Origin of the sequence: Pedobacter sp. L105, assembly GCF_009765875.1 — a bacterium.
In the GTDB taxonomy this organism is placed as follows: domain Bacteria; phylum Bacteroidota; class Bacteroidia; order Sphingobacteriales; family Sphingobacteriaceae; genus Pedobacter.
On record NZ_LMUP01000008.1, the window covers coordinates 388,064 to 408,481 of the forward strand.

The 20,418-nt window shown below is 42.3% G+C and carries 13 protein-coding genes; 7 read left to right on the plus strand and 6 right to left on the minus strand.

Features of this window, described 5'->3' with window-relative positions; all coding sequences use genetic code 11:
- From treY to GSQ84_RS16905, 4 genes are all read right to left on the minus strand, one after another.
- On the minus strand, nt 1-3,999 hold the full coding sequence (gene treY, locus GSQ84_RS16890) for a malto-oligosyltrehalose synthase (protein ID WP_158798443.1): 3,999 nt from the start codon (nt 3,997-3,999) through the stop codon (nt 1-3).
- Nucleotides 3,992-5,827, minus strand: a complete 1,836-nt coding sequence (gene treZ / locus GSQ84_RS16895) for a malto-oligosyltrehalose trehalohydrolase (RefSeq protein WP_158798444.1) — start codon at nt 5,825-5,827, stop codon at nt 3,992-3,994. The genes treY and treZ overlap by 8 nt, the downstream gene beginning before the upstream one ends.
- Nucleotides 5,769-7,964, minus strand: a complete 2,196-nt coding sequence (gene glgX, locus GSQ84_RS16900) for a glycogen debranching protein GlgX (RefSeq protein WP_158798445.1) — start codon at nt 7,962-7,964, stop codon at nt 5,769-5,771. The genes treZ and glgX overlap by 59 nt, the downstream gene beginning before the upstream one ends.
- 183 nt (nt 7,965-8,147) lie before the next feature.
- A complete protein-coding gene (locus GSQ84_RS16905; protein ID WP_158798446.1) occupies nt 8,148-9,284 on the minus strand; it encodes an alpha/beta hydrolase in 1,137 nt (378 codons plus the stop codon).
- A gap of 219 nt (nt 9,285-9,503) precedes the next feature.
- On the opposite strand from GSQ84_RS16905, the gene GSQ84_RS16910 reads away from it, so the two are divergent.
- The 7 genes from GSQ84_RS16910 to GSQ84_RS16940 all read left to right on the plus strand — a co-directional run bounded on the left by GSQ84_RS16910 (nt 9,504) and on the right by GSQ84_RS16940 (nt 16,835).
- Entirely contained in the window at nt 9,504-11,660 is a 2,157-nt protein-coding gene (locus GSQ84_RS16910) for a catalase (protein WP_158798447.1), read from the plus strand.
- A gap of 80 nt (nt 11,661-11,740) precedes the next feature.
- On the plus strand, nt 11,741-12,220 hold the full coding sequence (locus tag GSQ84_RS16915) for an ankyrin repeat domain-containing protein (RefSeq protein WP_158798448.1): 480 nt from the start codon (nt 11,741-11,743) through the stop codon (nt 12,218-12,220).
- A 151-nt stretch (nt 12,221-12,371) separates the two neighbouring features.
- Nucleotides 12,372-13,073, plus strand: a complete 702-nt coding sequence (locus GSQ84_RS16920) for a PRC-barrel domain-containing protein (RefSeq protein WP_158798449.1) — start codon at nt 12,372-12,374, stop codon at nt 13,071-13,073.
- Between the two features lie 180 nt (nt 13,074-13,253).
- On the plus strand, nt 13,254-14,045 hold the full coding sequence (locus tag GSQ84_RS16925; protein ID WP_216848951.1) for an ATP-binding protein: 792 nt from the start codon (nt 13,254-13,256) through the stop codon (nt 14,043-14,045).
- A gap of 77 nt (nt 14,046-14,122) precedes the next feature.
- Nucleotides 14,123-14,644 carry a hypothetical protein gene (locus tag GSQ84_RS16930; protein ID WP_158798451.1) on the plus strand — a complete coding sequence of 174 codons (522 nt, stop codon included), beginning with the start codon at nt 14,123-14,125 and terminating at the stop codon, nt 14,642-14,644.
- Between the two features lie 9 nt (nt 14,645-14,653).
- Nucleotides 14,654-15,469, plus strand: a complete 816-nt coding sequence (locus GSQ84_RS16935) for a hypothetical protein (RefSeq protein ID WP_158798452.1) — start codon at nt 14,654-14,656, stop codon at nt 15,467-15,469.
- Nucleotides 15,438-16,835: a hypothetical protein gene (locus GSQ84_RS16940; protein ID WP_158798453.1), complete on the plus strand. Its 1,398-nt coding sequence runs from the start codon at nt 15,438-15,440 to the stop codon at nt 16,833-16,835. Before GSQ84_RS16935 ends, GSQ84_RS16940 begins: the two co-directional genes overlap by 32 nt.
- Here GSQ84_RS16940 and GSQ84_RS16945 read toward each other — a convergent pair whose 3' ends face one another.
- A complete protein-coding gene (locus GSQ84_RS16945) occupies nt 16,836-19,643 on the minus strand; it encodes an SdrD B-like domain-containing protein (RefSeq protein ID WP_158798454.1) in 2,808 nt (935 codons plus the stop codon). It abuts the gene before it with no gap.
- Between the two features lie 37 nt (nt 19,644-19,680).
- Nucleotides 19,681-20,286: a response regulator transcription factor gene (locus GSQ84_RS16950; RefSeq protein WP_158798455.1), complete on the minus strand. Its 606-nt coding sequence runs from the start codon at nt 20,284-20,286 to the stop codon at nt 19,681-19,683.
- Nucleotides 20,287-20,418: the final 132 nt, after the last annotated feature.

The window sequence follows — 20,418 nt, forward strand, 5'->3', positions numbered from 1 at the left end:
TTAAATCCTACCATATAACTTTACCATTGCTCTCAATTCTTTTTCAATAGACTTGCCGGGCTGTTCCTTCATTCTCCATGTCCAGTTTCCTTTTGATGACCCTGGTTCGTTCATTCTTGCCTGTCCGCCCAGGCCCAGCACATCCTGTATGGGCAAAATAACAATCCGCGCTACAGAGGCATAGGCGAGTCTAGCCAATACCAGGTGAACGTTTTTTTTCTTTACTGTTTTACCAACATAGGCCTTCAGGTTTTTCCGCTCCACTTTTTTTGTTTCTTTTTCATACCAGCCAATACTGGTATCATTATCATGCGTCCCGGTATAAACCACAAAATTATCTGTTTTGAAATTATGGGGAATATAATCTGAACTGCCGATATCATCGCCAAAAGCAAACTGAAGAACCTTCATTCCTGCTAGTTTAAACTGATCCCTGAGCTGATAAACAGCTTCACTGATCTTACCAAGGTCCTCTGCAATAAAAGGCAGACCGGGGAACTCTTCCTGCAGTGTTTTGAAGAAATCAGCTCCGGGACCATCTTTCCAGGTTCCGTTAACCGCCGTTTTTTCTCCAGCAGGCACCTCCCAGTAATCAGCAAAAGCCCTGAAGTGATCCAGCCGCAGTAAATCATACATTTCCATGTTTTTACGTATCCTGTTCAGCCACCATGCATATCCCTCTTCTTTCAGTTTATCCCAGCAATAAACCGGCATACCCCACAGCTGACCTTCAGCACTAAAATAATCAGGGGGTACACCTGCTACTCCAGTCAGGCGTCCTTCTGCATCCAGACTAAACAAATCCCTGTTAGACCAAACATCTGCGGAATCGTAACTGATATAGAAAGGTAAGTCGCCATAAAACCTAATCTCCTGTGCAGCAGCATAGTTTCTCAGTTTTGCCCATTGTTTAAAAAAAATAAACTGTTTCCATTTCACAAACCTCAATTCGTCTTTATGCAAAACGGCAAACTCCTGTAATGCCTGCAGCTCGCGGTTCCGGTAAGGAAGATCCCAATTGTACCATGGATCACCTCCCTGCTCGCCTTTCAGCACCACAAAAAGTGCAAAATCATCTAACCAGTCTGCTTCTTTTACGCAAAACCGGCTAAAATCTTCAGCGCGATCTCCGGATTCTTTCATAAACCTGTCGTAAGCCAATGAGAAAAGCTTGTTTTTCAACGTTTCGGCCTTTTCATAATCCAAACGATCCTTAACAGGAAGATAGGATTTTCTCACCTCATGTGCTTTCAGCCAGCCGGCATCTACCAGCTCATCCGGACTAATCAGCAGCACATTTCCTGCCATCGCAGATATAGAACTATAAGGAGAAAATGCCTGGTCAGCTCCAATAGGGTTTAAAGGGAGCAGCTGCCAGTATTTCTGACCTGAGGCAGATAAAAAATCGGCAAAATTTCTTGCCTCTATCCCCAGGTCGCCAATTCCATAAGGAGAAGGCAATGAAGTAATGTGCATTAAAACACCTGCAGCTCGTGGCTGGTCTAACTGTTCTATCACCAGGAAAGCCAGCGGCAGATGATCAAATAAACTCCCTGCTATTAATTTTTTCTCATTCCCAATATTCATCGTTCCTCTTAAAGGGTTACCCAGCTGATACGATCCTTCAAATGGCAGTACGATAAAAGTTTCTTCCCAGTTCAGCAACGTAAAATCAGGATGTTTTTCATTTACCAGACCGGCCAGGTGTAATGGAATTACAGTGATCATCCATTGTTTTCCATTTTTTCTTGCAAAAGCCAGCAGATGACCTGCATGTTTACCCTTAATGGTTAAAGGAATGTATTCACCATTTTGGCATTCTGCCACGGCTTTATCACTCAGTAATGCTTCCAGCAGGTTGAGTTTAATTTTTCCATTGTATCGTCCTTCCCACAACTCCTCTCCATCAGGAAAATGGTCCTTAATTTCCTCTAAAAATGCTTTACGCTGCTGATAATCCACAGGCCTGCGGTTATCCGGATCTACCAGGTTAAGATCCCAGAGTTCCGTACCCTGATAGGTATCTGGAATACCCGGACAGGTAAACTTTAATAACAGCTGACTCAGTGAATTTAAAATCCCAAAGTCAGCTACTTTTTGATGAAAGGGGCTAAAGCTCGACCAAAAATCACCTTTTCGATCCAGTATTCCCCCGATAAAATCCATTATCATTTCCTCGTATTCCAAATTAGGTTCTGCCCAATCTGAATTTACTTTAGCCTCTCTGAGGGCTTTCTGCAGGTAAGCCTGCAGACGCGCCGGATAATTATCTTCAGCCATCCCTGGCATAGGATAACTACCAATTAATGTCTGATAAATGAAATACTCATCATTAGGGTCTATACCCGATGATAAAATGGAATTAATCAACCGCCACTCTTTTACCTTCGCGAGCCATTCTTTAGAAATATCCGTCAAAACATTTAGTCGCGCCCGGACGTCTTCCCCCCTTTTTGTATCGTGGGTAGAGGTACCGTTCAAACTTAAAGGCCAGCTTTCCTGCCTTAATTTCATCTGTTCATGAAAAGTTTTACTTCCTTCTCCGAAGGCATCAGGGGCGTCTCCTACTTCGTTATGCCCAATGAAACGGTTATAGGTATACATCAGCGTATCTTCTACTCCCTTAGCCATCAGCGGGCCGCTAAACTGCATCAGCCGCAGGTAAAACACGGTAGCTCTGCTGTTATACTCTTCATCCCCCTGTTTAGGCTGCTCCAGCAATACTTTATACAATAGCGCAGCGGCATCTTTTAACGATTTTTGCTCAGCCACTTCATTCAGCAGTTTTTTCAATCCTTTATGATCATCTCCGGATAAAGGCAGCTGTTCTCCATAAAAACGGTAAACAGGACAGCAGATCAGTACCTGTCCTATGGCTTCCTTCAGGCTGCCATGTTTCAGTGCAGCCAGCTCTTCCTGATCTGCGAGATGCAAACCCATAAAAAGCGCGTATAAGTTATCCAGCTCACCAACCATATAGCCGCTCAAAATACCGGCTTTTTTTTCTAAAACCTGCTCAGCTACTCCTCTTGTATCACCAATCAACTCCTCGTAATATTCGGTAAAATCTTTCCGGGCTTCCTCATGGGTAAACAAATTGTTCACCTGGGCCAGGAAATCATAACCCGTAGTTCCCTGAATAGGCCATACCGCAGGTAGTTCTTCTCCTTTTTCCAGGATCTTCTCTACAACGATGTAAGTATCCTCTCCTGCCAGCTGGCGTAGCCTGTCCAGATAAGTCTCCGGATCATACAGGCCGTCGATATGGTCTACACGTAATCCCTGGAAAACATCTTCATCCAGCAGTGTTTTGATCAGCTGATGATAGACCTTAAAAGTTTCTTCATGCTGTATGTTAAGACAAATCAGGCTGTTTACTGTAAAAAACCTCCTGTAATTGATCCGTTCATTGGTTTCTTTCCAGTGACAGGGGCGGTAATACTGCAAAGCTATAGCGTCCTGTACTGGCATATTTACATTCTGTATACTGGCATTAACCGGCCATTCCTTATCAAAATATTGAAGTTTTATCTTTCCATCTTTTGTAATGAGCTTTAAATCTCCCTTTTCAACAGCTTCATCCACAGTACTGCCTAAAAAGGGAACCATCAGGGGCAGTTTTTTATCGCCCGACCAATTGATGTCAAAGAAGCCGGCATAAGCCGATTCCTGACCCTTTTCCAATACATCCATCAACCAGATATTATTGGGATGAAAGGCCATATGATTGGGAACGATATCCTGAATCCAGCGTATTCCCAGCCCAGCCATCTTTTCAGCAATCGCCCTCAGTTCTTCCAAAGTTCCAATTTCAGGGTTAATGCGATGCGGGTTTACGGTATCATAGCCATGCATGCTCCCCGGACTGGCCTCCAAAATGGGTGAAGCGTAAACAGTGCTTACACCCAGCTGATCAAGATAAGGAAGGATCTGGTCAAAATCTTTAAAAGTAAATTCCTTATGGAATTGGATACGATAGGTGGAATGTGGATTAAGCATATTTATTCGTATAAATTAAAATTGATTGAGGCTGCAGCGGTAAACTTTGAAGCGCATCAACAGATGAAGGTGCAGCAACGGGGCCTTTCCACTGGGGAGCCGCAGAATCAAGTATTTTTTTCCAGTGAGGTTTGTCATCAGGAATGGTCACATCCTGTATCTTGTTAGAAAAATTCATCAGGCATAACACCTGTACTTCCTGTTCCCAGCGTCTTAACGTCAGACAATTGGTGAGGACATTGGAAGATACAATAAGTTGATTCCGGTTTGTATTATTCAAACAGGCATACTGTTTTCTTAAGGCAATCATCGTTTTATAAAACTCCAGCAATTGTTTGTGCCCTTCCTCCTGCTGCAGGTCCCATTGTAATTTGGATTTAAGAAAGGTATCTTCCGACTGCGGATCAGGCGCATCTTCTCCTGTATGAAAATCTTTGAACTCCTCCTTCCTGCCCTTGCGGACAGCCTCAATTAATGCGGGATCACCGTGACTGGTAAAAAATTGAAAGGGATGTGTTTCGCCCCACTCTTCCCCCATAAACAGCATCGGTAAAAAAGGGCTGCATAATACCGCTCCTGCCATCAGCTTCTGCATTTCGTAACTCACTAATTCACTGGTACGCTCACCCAGCATGCGGTTGCCCACCTGATCATGGTTCTGCGAAAAAACAACAAACTGCCTGCCGGGGTTTCCTTCAGCTGTACCACCAAAGGTCCTTAAGCGCTGCGGAGAATAAATCCCGTCATATACATAAGCATCGCGGTAGGCTTTCTCCAGATGTTCGATGCCTTTAAAGTCGGCATAGTACCCCTGCGCAGGTTCACCGGCAGTCACCCGCAGTGCATGGTGGAACTCATCTATCCACTGTGCATCCATTCCATAACCCTTCTCCGCTACAGGATTGATGAACTTATTATCATTCAGATCAGACTCTACAATCAGGTAATGCCTGCGTTTGGTAACTTCCATCAGGCGGTCAACTTCCTGCCTCATCTGCAGCAGCAGGTGTTTTACCCCGAGATCCTTAATTGCATGTACTGCATCTAAACGCAATGCATCAATATGGAAATCCCTGAACCACATCAGTACATTTTCAATAAAATAATCGCGCACGCCATCAGACCAGGCATCATCGTAATTGATAGCACTGCCCCATGGCGTGTGATATTTATCTGTAAAATAGGGACCTGAAAGACCAAAATAATTGCCTTCCGGGCCAACATGGTTATACACCACATCCAGTATCACTGCCAATCCTTTTTCGTGACAGGCATTAACCAGTTGTTGCAAACCGGCCGCCGCTCCGTAAGAATATTGAACGGCAAAAGGAAAAACACCGTCATATCCCCAGTTGCGCTCTCCGGGGAACTGGGATACCGGCATGATCTCTATGGCAGTTATCCCCAGTTCAAGCAGGTAATCCAGTCTAGCGATAATACCTTTAAAAGTTCCTTCCTGCGTAAAAGTACCCGTATGGAGTTCGTAAAGCAGATAGTGCTCTAAAGCAGGATTTTTCCAGGACTGATCCGTCCATTCAAATGCATTTACATTAAAAGCTTCCGAAACACCGTGTACCCCTTCAGGCTGTATCAAACTTGCCGGATCAGGCACTGTTGTGTCTTCATTAATCACAAAATTATAACGGCTACCGGGCTTTAAAACGTCAGTCTCCAGTTCCCAGTATCCAAACTCTTTCTTTTCAAGAGGATACAAAGCATTGGTTAATTTTAATTCAACACACTTTGCTTCCGGCGCCCAAAACCTAATTTCAGCGGTTTGGGGATCCCTGAAATTTACCCCTATGTTTCTTTTTAACCGGTTTATCATATTCTTGATTACTTCTAATATGTTTTAATAAAATAATAGATCGTCCTTCTACTTTGATTGTATCACTTGTATAGTGAGTAGTAGGCGATTCATTAATGTCTTGTATAGCGGTATCCAGCACCTTTAGCCACTCTTTACCATAACGTTCATGTGGCAGGTTATAATCCATCGGTTCATCATGCGCATTGAACATCAGGTAAAAATTATCATCAGTAATTTTCTCCCCTTTAGCTCCAATGCTTCTCAATCCCTGCCCATTCAGATATATAGCAAGGGATTTGGCATAATCTTCATTCCAGTTATGCTCTTCCATTTCCATACCTTCCGGAAGGAACCAGGCCACATCTTCCAACCCGATACCTTTCATTGGTACGCCCTGAAACCAGCGCCTCCTGCAGAAAACCGGATGCCGTTTCCGTAAATGGATCAGTTGCTGAGTAAAAGTAAAAAGTTCTTTATCTGCGTTGAGCCAATTGAGCCACGAGATCTCATTGTCCTGGCAGTAAGCATTGTTATTACCATTTTGCGTCCTGCCGAACTCATCCCCAGCCACCATCATGGGTACACCCTGCGAAAGAAACAAGGTGGTGAGCAGATTACGTTTCTGCCTGGCACGCATTACATTGATCTCCTGGCTGTCCGTTTCACCTTCCACGCCATAATTATAGGAGCTATTGTGCTGCTCGCCATCCTGGTTATTTTCTCCATTGGCCTCATTGTGCTTTTCATTATACGTAACGAGGTCATGCAATGTAAAACCATCATGCGCGGTAATAAAATTTACGCTGGCAGTAGGGCTTCGCATGTCATCCTGATACAAATCAGGACTTCCCGTAAACCGTTGGGCAAACTCTCCCAGCATACTATTGGCACCCCTCCAGTAATCCCTTACGCAATCCCTGTACTTACCATTCCACTCTGCCCATTCAGGCGGAAAATTTCCCACCTGGTAACCTCCCTCACCAATATCCCAGGGTTCAGCAATCAGTTTTACCTGTGAAATCAGCGGGTCCTGATGGATGATATCAAAAAAAGCACTCAGCTTATTTACACTGTGCAGTTCCCTGGCCAATGCCGGGGCAAGATCAAAACGGAAACCATCAATATGCATGTCTGTGATCCAATAACGCAGGCTATCCATGAACAGCCGCAATACATTTGGCAGGTTAGCATTCAGGGTATTTCCGGTACCGGTATAATCCATATAATAACGCTGATTTTCGGTCAGGCGATAATAAGATGAATTATCAATTCCTTTAAATGACAGCGTGGGCCCCATGTGGTTCCCTTCAGCAGTGTGGTTATACACTACATCAAGAATAACCTCTATACCCGCTTTGTGCATTGCTTTCACCATATCTTTAAATTCCTTTACCTGTCCCCCTCTTTCAGAATTGGAGGCATACCTGATATCAGGGGCAAAAAATCCAATGGTATTGTATCCCCAGTAATTGGTCAATCCTTTTTCTGCAAGGTGCCTGTCGTTCACAAACTGATGTACAGGCATCAGTTCAATAGCCGTAATGCCCAGCTCCCGTAAATAATTTAAAGTAACGGGATGGGCGAGCGCAGCATAGGTACCCCTGATCTCTTCAGGGATATCAGGATGCAGTTTGGTAAAACCTTTTACATGAGTTTCATAAATAATCGATTGATGATATGGAATGTCAAGCGGCAGATCTCCCTCCCAGTCATAAGACTGGTCGATCACTACAGACTTTGGCATAAAAGGCGCACTATCCAGCTCGCTAAAGCTCAGATCTTCGCGTTCATCGCCTATAATGTATCCAAAAACAGCATCATGCCAGCCTATCAGACCTGCAATAGCCTTTGCATAAGGATCTATTAATAATTTGTTTGCGTTGTACCGGCATCCCTTCCCGGGCTCAAAAGGTCCGTGAACACGATAACCATATAACTGTCCGGGTTGAAGATCAGGAATATACCCATGCCAGATATGGTGGGTACGTTCTGCTAATTTTATTTTTCGGGTTTCCTGCTCATCAGTTTCCTCCCTGAAAAGACAAAGTTCTACTGCAGTGGCATGGTCAGCATAAATAGCGAAATTAACGCCCTTCCCATCCCATGTTGAACCAAGCGGATAAGGATTGCCGGGATATACTATTATGTTCTCCATCAGTTATATCAATAACTTTTAGAGGAAAAAGTTTTAATATTTTTATAAAAGGTGGAGTAAATGGCCAGATGACCGCTTCATTCTAGCGTAATAAAAAAACGGGCACCATGAATGGCACCCGTTTTTTCTGTTTTTCGTAGGTATAGATAGTGATGCAACAACAGTCGCCATCATTTGTTTGATTTATTTACCAAAAGCTTTTTTCAACTGATCTGCTGCGTAAGCCTGGGCTTCTTTAGCTTCAGGAACCACCGCTGCCATTCCAAAGAACTCATGGGTTACCCCTGCATAATTCTTACTGTCTACTGTTACCCCCGCAGCTTTTAACTTATCGGCAAGCATCATACCGTCACTATTTAAAGGATCAATTTCAGCAGTGACAATCGTAGTTGGAGGCAAGCCCTTCAAATTAGCGTTCACCAAAGAAATCCTTGGATCTTTAGCCTCTGCCATATTATTTACATATTTCGCAGTAAACCAGGCCATCATTGCTTTGTTTAAAGGGTGGGCATCGGCATAAGCCACATAAGACTTAGTGGTCATATCAGCCTGCGCAATTGGATAAACCAACACCTCATGTAATGGCACCATGATCTTTTTATCTCTGGCCATGATGCTCACATTCGCAGCCAGGTTACCACCGGCACTTTCGCCAACTACGGCAATCATTTTAGGATCAGCATTAATGGAAGCTGCATTTTTCAATACCCATTCATAAGCTGCAAAAGAATCATTATGTGCAATAGGGAATTTATGTTCCGGAGCCAAACGATAACCTACCGATACAACTACTGCACCAACCTGTTCTGCCAGTCCTTGTGCAGAAGCATTATATACGTCAATATTAGCAATTACAAATCCGCCTCCATGGTAATAAACAATCACCGGGAAAGGACCTTTACCTGCTTTAGGTGTATAGATTTTCAAATGGATTGTACCTCCGCTAACAGGAATATCTTTTCCAGCAGTATCCACACCTGGTGCAGGTACAGTGATTTTATTCTCTTTGATCAGATCCATCACTGCATCTGTGGGTGTATGGTTTTTCCTTGCATCTGCAGCACTCAGGCTTTCTGTAGGTTTATCACCATAACTCATTAATTTTTCCACCACAGCCTGCATTTCAGGATGTATCGTTTTACCCCATGCAGGCGCAGCACCTGTAGGTTTGATGGCAGTCATCACAGTAGTTTTCGTAGAGTCGGTCTTTGTGGTTGTACTGTCGGTAGTAACAGTTTTAGAAGAGTTGCTGGTACAGGAAGCAAAGAAAACAGCTCCCGCAAGCAATGTTAGTTTAGAGGTGATTAAAATCTTTTTCATAAATAGGTGTAAATTGTTAATATCCTGAGCAACAAAGGTTTTCTCCTTAATGTTTGATCCTACTCCTCTCTGGAATGCCAATTAATTTGATCTCTCCCTATGTAATTGATGCTTAAAACAATACATCTAAATGTGTTAATCCCGAAAAATTCATTTATTGAGCAAAACACTTAAACAAAAAAAGTGTTAGAGGAGTCACCTCCAATAATAACTATCACCATGAAAGACAAAAAAAACACCAGCCCACTGGAAAATAACAAGATTACCAAACTCGCCGATGATAAAGAAAACGGTAGTGGTGAATTCCTGACCACCAACCAGGGGCTAAAAATCAACGATAACCAAAATTCGCTGAAAGCCGGAGAAAGGGGTGCCACCCTGCTGGAGGATTTTATCCTGAGGGAAAAAATCACACATTTTGATCATGAACGTATACCGGAAAGAATTGTGCATGCGCGTGGTTCCGGTGCACATGGAGTTTTTGAACTTTATGAATCACAGGCAGAATTTACCAAAGCCGGTTTCCTGAATGACACCGCTGTTAAAACACCAGTTTTTGTTCGTTTCTCTACGGTGGCAGGCTCCCGGGGATCTGGCGACCTTGCCCGTGATGCCCGTGGTTTCTCTGTTAAATTTTACACCCAGGAAGGAAACTACGATCTTGTAGGAAATAATATACCCGTCTTTTTTATTCAGGATGCTATTAAATTCCCGGACCTGATTCATGCTGTAAAACCAGAACCACATAATGAAATCCCTCAGGCGGCTTCTGCACACGATACTTTTTGGGATTTTATCTCCCTCATGCCAGAATCAGCACACATGATCATGTGGGTAATGTCTGACAGGGGTATTCCACGCAGTTACCGTATGATGGAAGGATTTGGCGTACATACTTTCCGTTTAATCAATGCTGAAGGAAAATCCAGTTTTGTTAAATTCCATTGGAAACCATTGTTAGGTGTTCACTCTGTAGCCTGGGACGAAGCAAAAAAAATAAACGGTAATGACCCGGATTTCCATCGGAGAGATCTTTGGGATGCGATAGAAAGCGGTGCCTTTCCAGAATGGGAATTAGGCCTGCAGATCGTTCCCGAAGAAGATGAACATAAATTTGATTTTGATCTGCTTGACTCTACCAAACTTATTCCCGAAGAATTGGTACCCATCAAAAGAGTGGGTAAAATGACCCTGAATAGAAATCCGGATAACTTTTTTGCAGAGACTGAACAGGTTGCCTTTCACCTTGGTCATATTGTTCCCGGAATTGATTTCACCAACGACCCACTGCTTCAGGGAAGGTTATTCTCCTATACCGATACACAGCTGCTTCGTTTAGGAGGCCCTAATTTTCATGAAATTCCAATTAACAGGCCTATTTCCCCGGTTCACAATAACCAAAGGGACGGGCATATGCGTCAAACCATCAATACCTCCCGTACCAGTTATGAACCGAACAGTATTTCGGGGAACGATCCAAAACAGGCAACCATTGCTGAAGGCGGATTTAATTCTTACCATGAAAGAATTGATGCAAGAAAGATCCGCGACCGCAGCGAAAGCTTCTTTGATCACTTTAGCCAGGCTACCCTCTTTTTTAACAGCCAGTCTGAACCAGAAAAAAATCATATTGTAGATGCTTTACGTTTTGAATTAGGTAAAGTAGAACGCGAAGATATCCGTAAAAGGATGGTTGGCATTCTTACTTTAATTGATGCCTCACTGGCAATAAGAGTTGCCGATGGCCTGGGTCTGGAAGTTCCTGCACAACCGGAGCGCCCTATCAACCATGGTGTACCTGCAGATGCCGACAAAGAGAAATATGAATCAAAGATCATTAAGCCTTCAAAAAAATCGATTAATATATCGCCTGCTTTAAGTATGGCCAATACCATAAAAAATACTGCGAAAAGCCGTATGATCGCTATCCTGGCAACTGATGGCGTAAATGCCGCACAGCTGAATGCACTTAAAAAAGCTTTGATAGCCGCAGGTGCAGTGCCAAAAATTATAGCTACCCACAACGGATATATTAAAGATGATAAAGGCCTGGCCATTAAAGTAGATTTTACTTTTCTTACCGCAGCTTCCGTTTTATTTGATGCATTATACGTTCCGGGAGGAGCGGCAAGTGTAAATTCACTGTTAGCAGAGGCCGATGCCATTCATTTTGTGACCGAAGCTTTTAAACACTGTAAAGCAATTGGTGCCGATGCTGAAGGAGCAGATGTATTAAAAGCAGCTATTATACCGCTTAACAAAAATGAAAAAGCACCGGCAGGAGTGATCATCAATGGTAAATCAGCAGATTTTATCACCGCGGTAGCCGGTCACCGTTTCTGGGAAAGAGAGAAAAAACCAGACGTACCCGCTTAATCAAACATTAACTTATAAAATAACCTCCCGTAATATTTACAGGGAGGTTATTATTCACACCACTCCTATTTTTACCACTTATGGAAACTCAGCCTTTAATTATAAATGCCGCAAGAACCGGCGATCTCCCTTTTCTGGAAGTCTTAAAATCTTCAGGTGAAAACGTTAATTTTAATGATGAAAAGGGATATACACCACTAATCATTGCCTGTTATAACAACCGACTGGAAGCTGCCAGATTGTTACTTGAAGCGGGCGCAGATATTAACGCTGCCGACATCGGTGGCAATACGGCACTAATGGGCGTGTGTTTTAAAGGATACCTTGATATCGCTAAACTGCTGATAGAAAATGACGCCGATCTAAATATGCAGCACGGAAACGGGGGCACAGCACTCATGTTTGCTACTATGTTTGGCAGAAATGACCTGGTTAAACTAATGCTGGAAAATGGAGCAAATGCAACTATTACTGAATTCAGAGGCCTTACTGCCTTAGATCTGGCTATACAACAAGGCAATAAAGAAGCGGAAGAATTATTACAGTCAAACATAAATTAAAGTCCGATTGTTAAATTGATATAACATTGGTAATAAATGGCACAATTAGAAGTTCAACCAAAAAAATATAAGGGCTGGTTTAAATGGCTGGTGGCATTAATTGCATTGGGACTCATTCTATTTTACTTTATGAGCGATAAAATCATCTGATATGGAACGGAAAGAAAATGAGCATCAGATCAGAAATCTGAAAGAATTAAGCAGTAGCGACTTTGAGGTTAAAGATGGTCAGCCTGATATTATCAGCTGGAAGGTTCTTAATTCCGGAAGACAATATGTAGGAACCGTGTCTGAATTGCTTTTTGATGAACAGGAACAAAAAGTACGCTACCTGGTGCTAAACCTCGAAGGAAACAGCTGGAAAATTGAAGAACGGGAAGTTTTAATTCCCATAGGCGTGGCCGAATTGGATGTGCCGCATGATTTTGTCATTCTTCCAAATATTACTGCACAACAGATCAGTGTTCTTCCTGATTATACTAAAGGAAATGTGGTGATATCTGCAGATTCACAGCTTTATGGCCATAAAGATTTCGACGAATCCAATCTCTACGCAAAAAGACAAAGCGGCAGCTATCAGGAGCATATACCTTTCCAGGTGATCACCCGCATCTACCAGGAAGAAAATGAGGCCGAAAATGCTTTTAGTATGCTGATAGAAAATGGGATTGAGGAAAAAAGTATTAAAGTTACCCCCTATAATCCATTAAACAGTGTCACCGATCTGCAAGGAAATACCAATACAGAATTTATCGGTGATGGCTCCAGGGATGAGTATATACTTAGTATTGCTGCTCAATCTGTTACAGAAGCTGAACTGATATACCGCCTTTTAGGGCCAGAAACCACGTAAGCAGGTTAAAATATTCATTTTCAAATCATTACTTAATATTTCGTCGCACGAACGCACTCCTCCCAGGAATACCTAAATATAGGTAAAATTACTAACATCCGGGGCTGTGGCAAGGTGTTTGCCTATATCAGGTATCTAACGACCAAAGGTAAAACCATGTCAAATCAACTGAACAATAATATGATAAAAAACTCGGATATCAGTGCGCTTGCCGCCAATTTTCGGGAATATATTGCCCGCAATAAAACGTTAGAAGAAAGAGATCAGCTGATAGAAGATTTAACCTCCCGCAATCAGGATTTGAGTCAGTTTGCTTATATTACTTCGCATAACTTACGCGCACCATTATCTAATCTGATAGGATTAATAGACATTTTAAATTATGATCTGCTGGATGAATACAATAGAACAATTGTAGACATGTTCAGGGATTCTGCCAACAAATTAAATGAAACCATCTACGATCTGACGCAGATGCTGAGCCTTAAAACCAATAAAAATATTAAAGTAGAAAAAGTGAGTATCTCACGTGTGTTTAAGAAAGTATGCAATTCATTCACTAAGCAGATACACACAATGGGAATAAATTTACACATTGACTTTCAATGCGAAATGATTCCCTTCAATAAGAGTTACCTGGAAAGCGTTCTGATGAATCTCATGTCTAATTCTGTTAAGTACTGTGCAGAAAACCGGCCACTGAGAATTGAGGTGACTACCAAACTTGACGAACAGGGTAATATCATTCTTACTTTTTCAGATAATGGTATGGGAATAGACCTGCTGAAACATAAAGACAGAATATTCGGTTTAAACGAACGTTTTCATAGTCATGTAAATGGAAGCGGCGTTGGTTTGTTCATTACTAAAACGCAGATCACCTCATTGGGCGGCGAAATTTCCGTAGAAAGTGAAGTGGATAAAGGTTCTACCTTTACGGTGACAATCAAAAATGAATCTGTGGCTGTGTAACATCAATATGTGTCTTTCCTGAGCCTCGTTTTGAGTAGTTTATGCATAGTTTTGGCTTACACTTTAACTACAAGGCCATGAAAAAGAAACTACTTAGTATTGCGGCATTAATAGCCATTTTTACCATATCTAACTTTAAAGCGAATGCCCAGGCAGTTTCCAGTAATATTAACTTAACGCTAATTTTGGCTGATGCCTATTCAATTGTCCTGGGACCTACGCCTGATGTTTCTTTTACCTATTCCACTGCAGCTGATTATGCATCAGCTAAAACCCAGACTAAAACTGGCCAGTTTACGGTAATTAGCAACAAGCCATATAGTGTTGCTGTCAAAGCAAACGCAGCATTCAATACCATTTCTACTACAACGCCGCCTTTAAGCGCTGTTCATGTAAACGTTGATCCATCAACCGTAACAGGAGCAGCTTATACCAATGTTGCTTTGAGTCTCGCTAATCAGACTATTGCGTCTGCAGCCAGCCCAACAATCAGCACAGCTTATAATATTGTTTATAGTATTCCTACTGCAGCGCCATTATTGGCTATGTCGGCAGGTACATATACCACAACTATGGTTTATACGGTTACCCAACCATAAACCAACTGAATGAAATTCATAACTATTACTCTATTTACCTTATGCCTTGTCTCCATGCTCCTACACACAGCAGTGGGACAGGGCTTTTCAGTTTCTCCCTCGCGGATCACTTTTAGCGGAAACCCCGGCGAAACTGTCACCCAGACCATAACTTTTAGCAACAGTTCCGCAACCACGCTTTCATTTGTGAACAGGATACAGGACTGGGACCGGGATTCAGTAGGTAGAAAAGTATATTATGACAGCAACACAAGACCTTTATCTAACGCGGGCTGGATTAACCTATCCTCCAATAATACTGTACTCAACGCCGGTGAAACCAGGCAGGTAATAGTATCCATGACCATTCCTGCTGATGCAAATAAGCTAACGCGCAGTATCATCTTTTTTACCCAGGTAAAAAACCAGCAGCCCAAAGAGATACAAGGTATTTCCCTCGGGATTAATGTACTGATGGAAGTTGGCGTACAGGTATATTATGTACCTAAAGGGCTAAGTTCCGGAGAACTGAAATTCCTGTCCTTTGATGACCACGGAACAGTAGATAAAGATGGAAAGAAATTTCGCCAGGTTGTCTTAAAAATCCAGAATACCGGATCGGTAAATAAAGATGCGTATGTACGTTTTGAACTCACCAATAAAGAAACCGGCGAAGAAGTAAAAATTGAACCGCAAACAATTGCTATGTTGCCGGAGGCCACACAATGGGTTACCATAGATTTACCGGCCAGCCTTAAAGGAACCTTCCTGGCAGTAGCGATGATAGATGCAGGATCCTCTTATGATCTTAAAGTTGCAGAAAAAGAGATTATATATCGTCCTTAATATTTTTATCAGCTTTATAACAGCTGTGGATAGTTATGCCCAGGCGCCAACCATTAACATTCCGGCAGCCAATATCAATGCCCAAAGCAACTTCCTGACGAGTAATTTTGCCAGCGGAAATTTCCCTGCCGTTGGGCTTTTAACCTCAGCAACACTTCGTGCCACTACCGCCGGTTTTATCGCTTCCAGTCCCTCTGGTAATGCTGCCATCCCCCTTGGGGCAATGCTTTATAAGGTAAACAGTGTAAGCGGCACAGCACAGCCATCTGATCCAACTATCACACTCAGCGGAGCTGCTCAGAATGTTCATGCTGTTCTAATCAGTTTAAATCAGGTTGCCATTACATCAGATTACACCGTTGTTACCTCGGCAGCTGCCTGGCTGGCTGGCACTTATGCCGCCACCTTAGCTTATCAAAATGTAACACCTGCAACAGCAACATTAACCCTGGTTGTACCGGCTTATATTACCACGAATACCGTTGCCCCGGCTATTTCCACTCTTGCCGTTACCACGCTTGCGGCTTTCAGGAGCGGAGGAGGAGTGAGTGCCATACAAAATTACGACTATTACAGTACAGTGCCTACAAACGTCACACTACAGGCCGGCCAGAGTACTTTTTCCTTTAGCACTACAGAGAACTATAACACCCCTGTACCAGCTGTAGGAGCCAACTATCTGACTGCAACTTCCGCCGGAACTTATGCCGCAGTCTCTCCTATTACCCTGTCATCCACTATCAACAAACCATTTAGTGTTTCAACTGGTGTACCAGTAGTAGTAACCAATAAAACTTCATTCAGCAATACGCTGTCTATCGCAGCAGCTGATTTAAAGACTCAATTTGTTCAGGCCGGTACTTATACCCTGCCTATAGTTTATACGATTGCAAAAACTTCCAGTTACGCCATTGCCGCAACCAGCGCGACTATGAATAGCAGTATCCAGGTTACTGTACCTAAACTATCAGAATTAACTATTCCCGGAGGAACCACCGCAAGTCTTAATTTTAACACCGCTGCCAGTTATAACCAGGGGTTAACAGCAGCCATGTCCAATCCCTTAACACTCAGTAGTACCGTTCCCTATACGGTGACTGTAAAGGTGAGCGGCGACTTTACTTCAGGAAGTAATACCATTCCTGCCAGTGTGGCTACACTGGAAAGAACTGCAGCGGAAACTGCAGTGGTAAACCCAATAATACTATCTACCACTGCGCAAACACTCGTCGGTAATTCTAATCCTCAAATTGACAGGGCAATTAATCTCCAATTCCGCATTCCATCTACCCAAACGATCAACTTGTTAAATAAACCTGCGGGAACATATAATACCACGGTAACTTTTACCATCGTTGCGCCATAATCAGAAACGGCTAACATCCACCTTTCTATGTTGATCTTTATACAGAAAGGTTAACATGTTCACCGGCTTTCCTTCCAGGGTTACTTCTTCTTTACCATTTTCAATAGAAAAAGGCATACCTTCCGTCTCTACGTAAACAGTATATTTATTTCTCGGCAGATAAAAGCAAAAGTTCCCCTTGTCATCAGTTAAAGTCTGATGAATGCGTCCATTGGCATCCATTGCACTTACACTTATGCCCGACAGTTCTGGTCGACCGTTAAGATATTTTGACGCCACGGGCTTAATACAGCCATTTAAAGCCTGTGTTTGAACCAATCCAATCTCCAGCTTTTTATTCTTGTCCAAAAACACGTCTGTAGGTTCACCCAGGCTCCAGCCTTTGGTATTAGTAATAGAAACGGTATACGCTTCTTTTTTCATATCAGAAAAACTCACTTCCCCCTTGCTATTGGTTAATGCGGCATCATTATTAATTTTCACCAGCACACCCGCTACCGCATCTTCTCCCAAATCCCGTTTTCCATTACCATTTTTATCCTGGTAATAAGCGAGAATTAGTTTTTTAGATCCGCTATTTGCCTGTCTGCCAAATTGTTTTTCAAGGCCCAATCTAACTTGCCTGTTATTAGTAGACTGCCGTTCTCCAGTGTAAATTGTGCTCTGTAACTGGTTTTGGTTATTTGCATATAGTATGGACGTCAGTTTTTGTCTGTTCAGGTAATATTGAAAATCACCTGTTATTGCCCAGTTACCTTTTATCAGATATCTGAAACTTCCGTTTGCAGAATAGCTTGTGCTGTTACTAAAACCATAATAATTAAACATACCACCAAGTTGCAGGCTTAATGTGTTTTTAAGTGTGGTAATATGGGCATTCGGGCCAACAGAATATAAGCGGTAATTGCCCACTCCATTAGAAGATAACGCATCAGATAAGTAATATGGATTAAGCTGTGCATATCCTGTAACTCCCAGAAAAGGCATATTGTAGTTGGCTGTAACCTTTAAAGAATGAAAAGGGGCAGGTGGTAAATTTGAAGTACTGATATAAGTGTAACCGTAATCAGCAAGTACAGAAAAGCTGTTCTTAATACTATTATAACCTACATTCGTAGCGAAATGTACAGCAGATGATTTCCAGTCTACACGCGTAGGTAAAAGCTGTGAAAATCCATTGGATACCAGACGCTGATCCATTACATAGGGCGTAAAATTTAAATTTACTTCGCCTGCTTTGATATTGTAGCCCAATTCGTAGATGTTAACCGAATTCTTGTTTACACCCAAATTATAGATATTATTCAACCTGTCCTGGTATTTCGGACTATTGTTCTGCAAATTCACATGTGCAAAGAAGCTGCTTTCATCTGCAAGTTTATGTATTACCCTCATGTCTGTCAGTAATACTCCACGTCTGATGCCGGTAAAATAAGCACTGCTATAATAATAACTTCCAAGAAACTCATAATCGCCCGTATGCAAACTATAATTCAATCCACCAGAAAAGCCGGCCTTAGTTGCTGTAGTGTCAACAATCTGATTTTCCAGTGAAAATCCCCCTTCAAAACCAATCTTTTGATCGGAACCCAATTTAAATTCAGCTTTGCTGCTTACCTGGTTGGCAATTAAACCCGTTACCGTATCACGGCTATGTACAAAAGTTAATTTCCTGATTTCCCCCGCCTTTTGCAGATCGTAATCCAATGCAAAAATTTTACCACCAGACACTGAGTTGTTCAGCTGATTATATAAATAATAATTGTTCTGAATCCCATATAATGATACTACGCTCTGGTCATCTAATTTAGCACTGGCTTTAATTCCGTTTCCTGACAACTGAAAATCCAGGTTATCATAGATGCTTCCAACCTTAAGTCCCCATTTTTTCGCTTCATAATCCAGATAACTATTATATACATTCACTCCATTCGCACCTGTCTGATGATAATCATCCGCATTTAAGCGGTAGCTCAAAATAGAACCCTCCCCGGTATTAACTTTACCATTAGCCTGTAGCTGGTAATAAGAAGAATTACGGTTTAAACTGGCGTAATAAAGAGCAACCGTATTTGGAAGGTTTCCTTCAGGCTGAAAACCACTGGAAGACATCCTTCTGTTACTCGTTACATTTAAAACCCTGATCATCTTCGTTGCCAGCTGATGATTACTCGCATCCAAAGCCTGCATGGTAACCGTAAAATCCACAGCGGTATTAGTTGATTTATTTGTCGCCAGGAAAGGCAGCAGTTGCTGTGCTCCCGGCTGCAACGTCAGGTTCATCGTTTGCCCGGTGAACTCCAGTCCATCAGGAATACCGGTTATTAGTAACCTAAACGTTAAAGGCACAAAACCATTGTTTGCCACCCGCACCACTACCTGCGCCTGGTTATTGACCTGACTCAGATAAACTTCATCCTGCTCAGTACCTATGATCAGACCACTCACATCTCCCAGCAGCGTGATGAACCGGGCATAGGCTTGTACCTTAACACCCGGCTTCCCCGCGACAAGATTAACTTTAAATTCCTGGACATTGCTCCTGATCAGCTGGTGATCTACGATATACTTCACAGGAAAAACCCTGGTTTCTCCCGCTTTTAAAACCAAACTATCAGGCAAATTGATTAAGCCCTTCGGAAAATCTTTCATTACAGGCCTTAATACTACCTCTTCATCATAAGGGTTGCTTACCTTCAGAAAATTTGAAAATGTCTGTCCGCCCTTGATCGCAACAGTGTCTTTTGTAAAAGCATATTTTACCTGGGCGGAAGCTGTAAAGCCAGAAACCTGACTACAAATGAGCAAGCACCATAAGTAACGGAAAAGATCACCGAAGTGAATTTTATTTAAACTGGGCAAGCAATTCACCCTTACTGTTAATATTCAGTTTTTTATAGGTTCTTTTGATATACTGTCTTACGGTATCCAGGGAGATACCATATTTGTACCCGATCAGTTTATAGCTTAACCCATTTTTAAGTCCTTCTACAATCTGGCGCTCCCTGAAACTCAGGTTACTCTGGTAATCTACAGTTTGCTGCACCTGCTGAATGACGCTTCTGGATATCATCGGACTAAAAACAGATCCTCCTTTATGAGTGGTCACTATTGTAGAGATCACCTCATCCACACAGGTGTCCTTGGTCAGATAGCCCATTGCACCAGCTTTAACACAGGCAAGCACACTATTGTGATCCTGGATATGGCTATATACAACTACGTTGGTATTAGGAAATTTACGATAGATCTCCATGATCATATCAATACCATTATGTTCAATATCAAGTAAAGTAACATTTGGCTCCTGGGAAGACTGCACTTTTTTAATTTCCCCTAAAGAACCTGCTTCAAGGGTCACTTTTAAATTACAATCCTGGTGATGATCCAGCATCATACGCATCATTCCACGGCTCTGTTGATTTACATCAATAATTCCTACTTTGATCATAACATTATCCTCCTTTAGCCGCCATCCTGATAAAAATATTCGACGGCATAAATAAAGTTAATCAATCCCCTGCTCAGCCCCTCCATTCATTCCATTCATTACAATTGCATAAATGAACAGACAGTAAATCAC

Bases quoted from the DNA above. Each gene is read 5' to 3' on its own strand.
- treY (WP_158798443.1), bottom strand. From the start codon at position 3,999: ATGCTTAATCCACATTCCACCTATCGTATCCAATTCCATAAGGAATTT.
- treZ (WP_158798444.1), bottom strand. From the start codon at position 5,827: ATGATAAACCGGTTAAAAAGAAACATAGGGGTAAATTTCAGGGATCCC.
- glgX (WP_158798445.1), bottom strand. From the start codon at position 7,964: ATGGAGAACATAATAGTATATCCCGGCAATCCTTATCCGCTTGGTTCA.
- GSQ84_RS16905 (WP_158798446.1), bottom strand. From the start codon at position 9,284: ATGAAAAAGATTTTAATCACCTCTAAACTAACATTGCTTGCGGGAGCT.
- GSQ84_RS16910 (WP_158798447.1), top strand. From the start codon at position 9,504: ATGAAAGACAAAAAAAACACCAGCCCACTGGAAAATAACAAGATTACC.
- GSQ84_RS16915 (WP_158798448.1), top strand. From the start codon at position 11,741: ATGGAAACTCAGCCTTTAATTATAAATGCCGCAAGAACCGGCGATCTC.
- GSQ84_RS16920 (WP_158798449.1), top strand. From the start codon at position 12,372: ATGGAACGGAAAGAAAATGAGCATCAGATCAGAAATCTGAAAGAATTA.
- GSQ84_RS16925 (WP_216848951.1), top strand. From the start codon at position 13,254: ATGATAAAAAACTCGGATATCAGTGCGCTTGCCGCCAATTTTCGGGAA.
- GSQ84_RS16930 (WP_158798451.1), top strand. From the start codon at position 14,123: ATGAAAAAGAAACTACTTAGTATTGCGGCATTAATAGCCATTTTTACC.
- GSQ84_RS16935 (WP_158798452.1), top strand. From the start codon at position 14,654: ATGAAATTCATAACTATTACTCTATTTACCTTATGCCTTGTCTCCATG.
- GSQ84_RS16950 (WP_158798455.1), bottom strand. From the start codon at position 20,286: ATGATCAAAGTAGGAATTATTGATGTAAATCAACAGAGCCGTGGAATG.